This is a genomic window from Streptomyces sp. SID486, assembly GCF_009865385.1.
GTDB lineage: Bacteria > Actinomycetota > Actinomycetes > Streptomycetales > Streptomycetaceae > Streptomyces.
The window spans coordinates 32,597-42,430 of the sequence record NZ_WWJT01000632.1 but is presented as its reverse complement, the minus strand read 5'-3'; the positions used below and the strand labels follow the sequence as shown (position 1 = coordinate 42,430).

Below are 9,834 nucleotides of genomic sequence, written 5' to 3'. Positions count from 1 at the left end.
GGCGCCCGCGGGCGCCGTCACCCGGCGGCCCGGCAGCCGCGGCTCGTACCGTGCCCGCTCGCGCGCGGCCCTCAGCATCTGCCGCCCGCGGGCCAGCTGGTTCAGCGCCGAGGCGAGGGTGCCGCCGGAGAAGGCCGCGTCCACGGTGACGTAGCCGTCCACGGTCAGCGGCACGCCCTCGGGCAGCTGCCGGACGGTGAAGTACGCGCCCAGGTCGTGCGGCACCGAGTCGAAACCGCAGGCGTGCACCAGGCGCGCGCCCGTCTCCCGCGCGCGTGCGTCGTGCCGGACGTACGTCAGGTCCACGAACTCCGGCTCGCCGGTGAGGTCCAGGTAGTCGGTGCCGGAGTCGGCGCAGGCGGCGACGAGTTCCTCGCCGTACAGCACGTACGGGCCCACGGTCGTGGCGACCACGCGCGCCTGTTCGGCGAGGGCGCGCAGGGTGGCCGGCTCGGCCACGTCGGCGCGGAGCACACCGACGTCCGTGCCGGCGGGCAGGCTCTCACGCAGCCGCGCCAGCTTCCGCTCGTCCCGGCCGGCCACCGCCCAGCGCAGGTCACGCGGCGCGTGCGCGGCGAGATGGTGTGCCGTGAGCGTGCCCACGAAGCCGGTGGCCCCGAAGAGCACGAGGTCGTAGGGACGGTCTGTCCTGCTCATCCTGCTCATGACACCCCTTGTCTCGCGCCCGCCACGCAGCACGCGCCGCTGTCGGTGGCCGAGGCTAGCGTGAGAGGTGCGCAGTCCGAAGACCAGCCCGGAGGCAGCGGTGGCCGTAGCCAGGAATGCCCTGAAGAAGCGGGAGAAAGCACCCGCGTGCCCGGAGCGGCCGGCCGGCTCTCGCGGGGCGGGACCGTGACCGGGGTGGGCCGGTAGGCACCCGGCCTGCGCACGTGGTCCGCTGCCGCCGGCCGGGGCGGCAGGGGGAGTGCTCACTCTCCCGGGTGAAGGCCGGGGCGCCGGGCACTTGGCTAAGCGCTTGCTCGTTCAGGTCTTGTGTCCGGTGGAACGCGTTCTTAGCATCACCGGTGTTACATCAGTTGTGTCACACACGCTTGGGGGCTGGACGCATGACAACGGCAGGGACGCCACCGGCGCCGGTCACCGGTCCGCTCTCCGGCGTGCGCGTGGTGGAACTGGCCGGCATCGGGCCCGGCCCGTTCGCCGCCATGCTGCTGGCCGACCTGGGCGCCGACGTGGTCCGGGTGGACCGTCCGGGCGGTGTGGGCCTCGGCATCGATCCGGCCTGCGACGTCACCAACCGCAACAAGCGCTCCCTCGTGGTCGACCTGAAGGCGCCAGAAGGATCCGAGCGGGTGCTGGACCTGGCCGAGCGGGCCGACATCCTCGTCGAGGGCTACCGGCCGGGCGTCGCCGAGCGGCTCGGCGTCGGCCCCCGGGAGTGCCACGCCCGCAACCCCCGCCTGGTCTACGGCCGGATGACCGGCTGGGGCCAGGACGGCCCGCTCGCCGACCGGGCCGGCCACGACGTCGCCTACATCGCGCTCACCGGCACACTCGGCATGATCGGCCGCCCGGACGAACCCCCGGCCGTGCCCGCCAACCTCCTGGGGGACTACGCGGGCGGCTCCCTCTACCTGGTCGTCGGCGTGCTGGCCGCCCTGCACCACGCGCGCGCGACCGGCACCGGCCAAGTGGTCGACGCGGCCATCGTCGACGGCACGGCCCACCTGTCCTCGATGATCCACGGCATGCTCGCCGCCGGCGGGTGGCAGGACAAGCGCGCCGCCAACCTCCTGGACGGCGGCTGCCCCTACTACGGCACCTACGAGACCGCCGACGGCGGGTACATGGCGGTCGGCGCCCTGGAAGCCAAGTTCTACGCGGAGTTCCTGCGCCTGCTCGGCCTCGACGGCCTGGCGTCCGCCCGCACGGACCGGACCCGCTGGGGTGAGCTGCGCGAACGGGTCGCCGCCGCCTTCAAGGCCCGCACCCGGGCCGAGTGGACGGCCGTCTTCGACGGCTCCGACGCCTGTGTCGCCCCCGTCCTGAGCCTGCGCGAGGCCCCGGACCACCCGCACCTCGCGGCCCGCGGCACCTTCACCGAGCACGAGGGCATCACCCAGCCGGCCCCCGCCCCCCGCTTCTCCGCGACCCCCGCCACCCTGCGCACCGGCCCCGCCCGGCCCGGCGCGGACACGGCGGCGGTCGTCCGGGACTGGGGGCTGCCGGCACACCCCACCGACGACTGCGACGACCTGGTCACCGACGGCGGCTGACCGCCACCCGCTCGGCCCACCCTCCCGAAAGGCACACCAGTGAGCACCGAAGCGTACGTGTACGACGCGATCCGCACCCCGCGCGGCCGCGGCAAGGCGAACGGCGCCCTGCACGGCACGAAGCCCATCGACCTGGTCGTCGGCCTCATCCACGAGATCCGCGACCGCTTCCCCGGCCTGGACCCGGCCGCGATCGACGACATCGTGCTCGGTGTCGTCGGACCCGTAGGCGACCAGGGCTCCGACATCGCCCGCATCGCCGCGATCGCCGCCGGGCTGCCGGACACCGTCGCGGGCGTGCAGGAGAACCGCTTCTGCGCCTCCGGGCTCGAGGCCGTCAACATGGCCGCCGCCAAGGTCCGCTCCGGCTTCGAGGACCTCGTGCTCGCGGGCGGCGTCGAGTCCATGTCCCGGGTGCCGATGGCCTCGGACGGCGGCGCCTGGTTCAACGACCCGATGACCAACCTCGACGTCAATTTCGTGCCGCAGGGCATCGGCGCCGACCTGATCGCCACCATCGAGGGCTTTACCCGCCGGGACGTGGACGAGTACGCGGCCCTGTCCCAGGAGCGCGCCGCCACCGCCTGGAAGGAGGGCCGCTTCGACCGTTCGGTGGTCCCCGTGAAGGACCGCGCCGGCCTGGTCGTCCTCGACCACGACGAGCACCCGCGCCCCGGCACCACCGCGGACTCCCTCGCGAAGCTCAAGCCGTCGTTCGCGGACATCGGCGACCTGGGCGGCTTCGACGCCGTCGCACTGCAGAAGTACCACTGGGTGGAGAAGATCGACCACGTCCACCACGCGGGCAACTCCTCCGGCATCGTGGACGGCGCCTCGCTCGTCGCGATCGGCTCCCGGGAGATCGGCGAGCGCTACGGCCTCACGCCCCGCGCGCGGATCGTCTCCGCGGCCGTCTCCGGCTCCGAGCCGACCATCATGCTCACCGGCCCCGCGCCGGCCACCCGCAAGGCCCTGGCCAAGGCCGGCCTCACCATCGACGACATCGACCTGGTCGAGATCAACGAGGCGTTCGCCGCGGTCGTGCTGCGCTTCGTCAAGGACATGGGCCTGTCCCTGGACAAGGTCAACGTCAACGGCGGCGCCATCGCCCTCGGCCACCCCCTCGGCGCCACCGGCGCCATGATCCTCGGCACCCTCGTCGACGAACTGGAGCGCCAGGACAAGCGGTACGGCCTCGCCACGCTCTGCGTCGGCGGCGGCATGGGTATCGCCACCATCGTCGAACGCATCTGAACTCCCCGCGGAACCAAGCGACCTCAACGGAGACGACTGTCATGACCGAGAGCACCACCATCCGCTGGGAACAGGACGACACCGGTGTCGTCACCCTCGTCCTGGACGACCCCGACCAGTCCGCGAACACCATGAACCAGGCGTTCCGCGACTCCCTGGCCGCGGTCACCGACCGGCTGGAGGCCGAGAAGGACACCGTCCGCGGCGTCATCCTCACCTCGGCGAAGAAGACCTTCTTCGCCGGCGGTGACCTGCGCGACCTGATCCGGGTCACGCCCGGGACCGCCCAGGAGCTGTTCGACGGCGGCCTGGCCATCAAGCGCGACCTGCGCCGCATCGAGACCCTCGGCAAGCCGGTCGTCGCGGCGATCAACGGTGCGGCCCTCGGCGGCGGCTTCGAGCTGGCCCTCGCCTGCCACCACCGGGTCGCCCTGGACACCCCCGGGACGAAGATCGGCTGCCCCGAGGTCACCCTCGGCCTGCTCCCCGGCGGCGGCGGAGTCGTGCGCACCGTGCGGCTGCTGGGCATCGCCGACGCCCTGCTGAAGGTGCTCCTCCAGGGCACCCAGTACAACGCGCGCCGCGCCCAGGAGAACGGCCTGGTCCACGAGGTGGCGCAGAGCCCGGAGGAACTGCTCGCGAAGGCCCGCGCCTTCATCGACGCCAACCCCGAGTCGCAGCAGCCCTGGGACAAGCCGGGCTACCGCATCCCGGGCGGTACGCCCGCCAACCCCAAGTTCGCGGCCAACCTGCCCGCCTTCCCGGCCAACCTGCGCAAGCAGACGGGCGGTGCCCCCTACCCCGCTCCGCGCAACATCCTCGCCGCCGCCGTCGAGGGCTCCCAGGTCGACTTCGAGACCGCCCAGGTGATCGAGGCCCGCTACTTCGTGGAGCTGGCCGCCGGGCAGACCTCGAAGAACATGATCCAGGCGTTCTTCTTCGACCTCCAGGCGGTCAACTCGGGCGCCAACCGCCCCCGGGGCATCGAGCCCCGCAAGGTCCGCAAGGCCGCCGTCCTCGGCGCCGGCATGATGGGCGCCGGCATCGCCTACGCCTGCGCCCGCGCCGGCATCGAGGTCGTCCTGAAGGACGTCTCCCTGGAGGCCGCCGTCAAGGGCAAGGGCTACTCGGAGAAGCTGTGCGCCAAGGCCGTCGCCAGGGGTCGCACCAGTCAGGAGAAGGCGGACGCGCTCCTCGCCCGGATCACCCCCACCGCCGACGTCGCCGACCTCGCGGGCTGTGACGCGGTGATCGAGGCCGTGTTCGAGGACACCTCCCTCAAGCACAAGGTGTTCCAGGAGGTCGAGTCGGTGCTCGCCCCCGACGCGCTGCTGTGCTCCAACACCTCCACGCTGCCGATCACCACCCTCGCGGAGGGCGTGGAGCGGCAGAGCGACTTCATCGGGCTGCACTTCTTCTCGCCGGTCGACAAGATGCCGCTGGTCGAGATCATCAAGGGGGAGCGCACCGGTGACGAGGCGCTCGCCCGCGCCTTCGACCTGGTCCGGCAGATCAACAAGACGCCGATCGTCGTCAACGACTCGCGCGGCTTCTTCACCTCCCGGGTGATCGGCCACTTCATCAACGAGGGCGTCGCCATGGTCGGGGAGGGCATCGAGCCCGCCTCCGTGGAGCAGGCGGCCGCCCAGGCCGGCTACCCGGCCAAGGTGCTGTCCCTCATGGACGAGCTGACCCTCACCCTGCCGCGCAAGATCCGCAACGAGACGAGGCGGGCCGTGGAGGAGGCCGGCGGCACCTGGACGGCGCACCCGGCGGAGGCGGTCATCGACCGCATGGTCGACGAGTTCGGCCGGCCCGGCCGCAGCGGAGGTGCCGGCTTCTACGACTACGAGGACGGCAGGCGGACCGGACTCTGGCCGGGCCTGCGCGAGCACTTCACCGAGCCCGGACGCCGGATCCCGTTCCGGGACATGCAGGAGCGCATGCTCTTCGCCGAGGCCCTCGACACCGTCCGCCTCCTGGAGGAGGGCGTCCTGACCTCGGTCGCCGACGCCAACATCGGCTCCATCCTCGGTATCGGCTTCCCCGGCTGGACGGGCGGTGTCCTGCAGTACATCAACGGCTACGAAGGGGGCCTGCCCGGGTTCGTGGCCCGCGCGCGGGAACTGGCCGAGCAGTACGGCGAGCGGTTCACCCCGCCCGCGCTGCTCGTGTCCAAGGCCGAGAAGGGGGAGCGGTTCAGCGACTCAGTCCGCCCCTGAACCGGTGACCCACTCGCTCAGCTCCTCCCGCAGCGAACGCTGGAACGTCGTCAGCAGCGCCTGCACCACCAAGGGGTGCATGTGCGCGGACAGTGACTTCACGTCCCGGGCGTCGCGCTCCGCCACCTCGCCGCGGAAGAGCTGGGAGAGCTCGTGAGCCGCGGCGCGCGAGTGCTCGACGAGCACCTTGCGCGCCGCGAGGATCACCTCGTGCGCCAGCGGGACGTCCAGGAGCTGCACACCGAGCCGGAGCAGTCCGGTGTCCACCCGGTAGGTGTCGCCGTCCGCCGCCACGACGACGTTCATCGCCGCCAGGCGTTCCACGTCCTCGGCGGTCAGGGGACGTCCCGCCCGCCGCTCCAGCTCCCCGCGGGTCACCGTGTCCACCGAGTCCGGCGCCCAGGACGCGACCACCGCCCGGTGGATGGCCAGGTCGTGCGGGGTCAGGTCGTCGGGGAGCTGCCGGAGGTACCGCTCGATCGCCGACAGGGTCATGCCCTGCTGCCGCAGTTCCTCGATGAGGGCGAGCCGTGCCACGTGGTCCGGGCCGTAGTGCCCCACCCGGCGCGGGCCGATCACCGGCGGCGGCAGCAGCCCCTTGCTGCCGTAGAAGCGGACGGTGCGGACCGTGACGCCCGTCCGGGCCGCCAGCTCGTCGATGGTGAGGGGTGCCTGGTCCCCGGCGTCGGTCGTCATATGGAACAGTATTGCTGTCCCACCAAAGGTGTTAAACCTCCGGTGAACGTCGTGTGGCCGCTGAGTGGATCGTGTGAGAAGCGACGCTCTGTGACATGGGCCACCGCGTACCGGCGGACCTGTCTGGGAAGCTGCTGTCTTGGTCTGTACCGCGACACGAGGGTGGTGCGGGCCGAGACCTGCTCGAACCCCGGGTCCATGAGGTCCGGGCGCACCAGGAATGGAACCACCCGTGAGCAAGGAAGCCGTGGAATCGGCACAGGCCACCACCCACCCCCAGGTGGCCGGGACGCCCGCGGACGCGGGCGACGCCGGTTACAGCAAGGACCTCAAGGCCCGCCACGTCAACATGATCGCCATCGGCGGTGCCATCGGAACCGGACTCCTCCTGGGCGCCGGCGGACGACTGCACAACGCGGGCCCCGCACTCGCGCTCGCCTATCTGGTGTGCGGCGTCTTCGCCTTCTTCGTCGTCCGGGCCCTCGGCGAGCTGGTCCTGTACCGTCCGTCCTCCGGGTCCTTCGTGTCCTACGCCCGAGAGTTCCTCGGCGAGAAGGGCGCCTACGTCGCCGGCTGGATGTACTTCCTGAACTGGTCGACGACCGGTATCGCCGACATCACCGCGATCGCGCTCTACACGCACTACTGGAGCCTCTTCACCTCCGTACCCCAGTGGGTGCTGGCGCTGATCGCCCTCGCTGTGGTCCTCGCCGTGAACCTGATCTCGGTGAAGATCTTCGGCGAGATGGAGTTCTGGTTCGCGATCATCAAGGTCGCGACCATCGTCGGCTTCATGCTGATCAGCATTTTCCTGCTCGCCACCCAGCACAAGGTCGGCGGCCACACCCCCGGCCTGAGCGTCATCACCGACAACGGCGGGCTCTTCCCGCACGGGGTGATGCCGGTCGTCCTGGTCATGCAGGGCGTGATCTTCGCCTACGCCGCCCTGGAGCTGGTCGGCGTGGCCGCCGGCGAGACCGCCGAGCCGGAGAAGGTCGTCCCCCGCGCGGTGAACTCCATCATGTGGCGCGTGGGCCTCTTCTACGTCGGCTCCGTCGTGCTGCTCGCGGTGCTGCTGCCCGGGTCGGTCTACAGCGCCGACCAGAGCCCGTTCGTGACCGTGCTGTCCAAGATCGGCGTCCCGGCGGCCGGTGACGTGATGAACCTGGTCGTGCTGACCGCCGCCATGTCCTCGCTGAACTCGGGCCTGTACTCCACCGGCCGCATCCTGCGCTCCATGGCCATGGCCGGTTCCGCGCCGAAGTTCACCGCGCGCATGAACCGCAGCCAGGTGCCCTACGGCGGCATCCTGCTGACCTGCGCGGTCTGCGTGCTCGGCGTCGGCCTGAACTACCTGGTGCCCAGCCAGGCCTTCGAGATCGTGCTGAACGTCGCCTCCCTCGGCATCATCAGCACCTGGGTGATCATCATGCTCTGCCACATGGTGTTCGTCCGCCGCGCCCGCGCGGGCCTGGTGACCCGGCCGCACTTCCAGCTGAAGTTCACCCCGGTCACCGAGATCGCCACGATCGTGTTCCTGCTGGTCTGCCTCGGCATGATGTGGAACGACCACGAGGTCGGCCGCAAGACCCTGTTCCTCATCCCGCTGCTCGCCGTCATGCTGGTCGCCGGCTGGTTCGGCGTCCGCCGCCGGGTGACCCAGCACGCCGAGCAGGAGCTGACCGACCTCACGAAGTAGCGGCCCGGCGGCACGCCGCGGACCGCACAGGCACCCCCGGACACTCGTCGACGAGTGCCCGGGGGTGCGCTTCTCCGGGGCGCGGCGTCAGTGCCGGTGCACGTCGTTCGTCGCCTCGATCTTCCGCCACGACTTCGGCTGCGCCACCGCCGTACCGGACCTCACCAGCGCACGGGCCGACGGTGCGGCCGGCTTCGACGTCTGGAACAGCCAGGTGCCGAACACCGCGGACAGGGACCTGCCCGACACCCGCTCGGCGTACGCGCGGAAGTCGGCCACCGACGCGTTGCCGTAGGCGTGCTCCTTCGGCCAGCCCTTGAGGATCCGGAAGAACGCCTCGTCACCGACCGCGTTGCGCAGTTCCTGGATGGCGAGGGCGCCACGGTCGTACACGGCGGCGTCGAACTGGTGGTCCGCCCCCGGGTCACCGGGCGCCACCGTCCAGAACGCGTCGCCGGCCGGGTGCGAGGCGTACACGTAGTCGGCGAGTTCCTGCGCGGTGCCCTCGCCCTCGTGCTCGGACCACAGCCACTGCGCGTACCGGGCGAAGCCCTCGTTGATCCAGATGTCCTTCCAGCGCTTGAGCGACACGTCGTCGCCGTACCACTGGTGGGCCAGTTCGTGCACCACCACGGAGGTGTTGGAGCCGTTCGCGAACTGCTTCGGGCTGTAGTAGACGCGGGTCTGCGTCTCCAGCGCGTATCCGGTGGTGGTGTTCGGGACGTACCCGCCCGCCGAGCTGAACGGATACGGCCCGAAGTACCCGCTCAGCCAGTCGACCAGCTCCCCGGTGCGTTCCACGCTGGCCCGCGCGGCCCCGTCGTCGGCGCCGAGGTCCTTGCTGTAGGCGTTGAGCACGGGCACCCCGCCGTCCGAGGTGCTGGTGGTGATGTCGAACTTCCCCAGCGCCAGCGTGGACAGGTACGTGGCCTGCGGCTTGTCCTGCCGCCAGGTGTAGCGGGTCCAGCCCAGCTTCGAGCTGGTCGACTGGAGCGTGCCGTTGGAGATGGCCTGGGTGCCGTCCGGCACGGCCACCGACACGTCGTAGGTCGCCTTGTCACTGGGATGGTCGTTGCTCGGGAACCACCACCAGGCCGCCTCGGGCTCGTCCGCGGCCACCGCGCCGTCCGGCGTGCGGTGCCAGGTGGAGAAGCCGTAGGCGCTCTTCGTCGAGGGCACTCCGCTGTAGCGGACCACGACCGTGACCGGCGTGCCCTTGGCCAGCGGCGTCCTCGGGGTGACGACGAGTTCGTGCTGGCCGGACGCGGCGAAGGACGCCTTGGCGCCGTTGACCCGCACCTCGCTCACGTCCAGCAGGAAGTCCAGGTCGAAGCTGGACAGATCCTGCGTGGTCCTCGCCAGGATCGTCGCCGTCCCCTGCAACTCGTCCGTCTTCGGCTGGTACTGCAGCCTCAGGTCGTAGTGGGAGACGTCGTAGCCGCCGTTGCCGTAGTACGGGTAGTAGGGATCGCCGATGCCCGGTGCGCCGGGGGAGTGGCTCGCGGCCGATGCCGGGATCGCCAGCAGCAGGGAGGCCGCCGCCAGTGCGCCCGGGGCGATGATTCTGCGGTGCACGTCAGCTCCAAGTCGTCAGGACGGTAAGTCCGTTCGTCAGAAGTCTGTTCGGAGCCTATTCAGTCCCTGTGCCCTCTGACCTGTCCATGGCACCCCCTGTCACACGATCGCCATTCGGCCGTCACGAGCACCCGAAAGCCCCCTTCTGCGC

At 71.1% G+C, this 9,834-nt stretch carries 7 protein-coding genes; 4 read left to right on the top strand and 3 right to left on the bottom strand.

Features of this window, described 5'->3' with window-relative positions:
- Window positions 1-666 (bottom strand): saccharopine dehydrogenase NADP-binding domain-containing protein (locus GT045_RS29275; RefSeq protein ID WP_202516231.1); only part of this gene is annotated, 666 nt, incomplete at its 3' end.
- A gap of 401 nt (window positions 667-1,067) precedes the next feature.
- On the opposite strand from GT045_RS29275, the gene GT045_RS29270 reads away from it, so the two are divergent.
- The 3 genes from GT045_RS29270 to GT045_RS29260 are packed head-to-tail and all read left to right on the top strand — an operon-like array spanning window position 1,068 to window position 5,713.
- Window positions 1,068-2,237 (top strand): CaiB/BaiF CoA-transferase family protein, encoded by a 1,170-nt coding sequence (locus tag GT045_RS29270; RefSeq protein ID WP_202529125.1) that lies wholly within the window; start codon window positions 1,068-1,070, stop codon window positions 2,235-2,237.
- Between the two features lie 39 nt (window positions 2,238-2,276).
- Entirely contained in the window at window positions 2,277-3,491 is a 1,215-nt protein-coding gene (locus GT045_RS29265) for an acetyl-CoA C-acetyltransferase (protein WP_161336015.1), read from the top strand.
- Window positions 3,492-3,532: 41 nt separating this feature from the next.
- On the top strand, window positions 3,533-5,713 hold the full coding sequence (locus GT045_RS29260; protein WP_161336014.1) for a 3-hydroxyacyl-CoA dehydrogenase NAD-binding domain-containing protein: 2,181 nt from the start codon (window positions 3,533-3,535) through the stop codon (window positions 5,711-5,713).
- Here GT045_RS29260 and GT045_RS29255 read toward each other — a convergent pair.
- Complete coding sequence (locus GT045_RS29255) at window positions 5,699-6,409, bottom strand: MerR family transcriptional regulator (RefSeq protein ID WP_161336013.1); 711 nt, start codon at window positions 6,407-6,409, stop codon at window positions 5,699-5,701. The two genes, GT045_RS29260 and GT045_RS29255, sit on opposite strands and share 15 nt — an antisense overlap.
- A gap of 232 nt (window positions 6,410-6,641) precedes the next feature.
- Here GT045_RS29255 and GT045_RS29250 point away from each other — a divergent pair, with 232 nt between their 5' ends.
- The gene (locus GT045_RS29250) at window positions 6,642-8,108 is read left to right on the top strand and encodes an amino acid permease (RefSeq protein WP_161293445.1); all 1,467 of its coding nucleotides are present in this window, start codon (window positions 6,642-6,644) and stop codon (window positions 8,106-8,108) included.
- Window positions 8,109-8,195: 87 nt separating this feature from the next.
- Here the strand turns inward: GT045_RS29250 and GT045_RS29245 are convergent, their stop codons facing one another.
- A complete protein-coding gene (locus tag GT045_RS29245; RefSeq protein WP_161293443.1) occupies window positions 8,196-9,683 on the bottom strand; it encodes a M1 family metallopeptidase in 1,488 nt (495 codons plus the stop codon).
- Window positions 9,684-9,834: the final 151 nt, after the last annotated feature.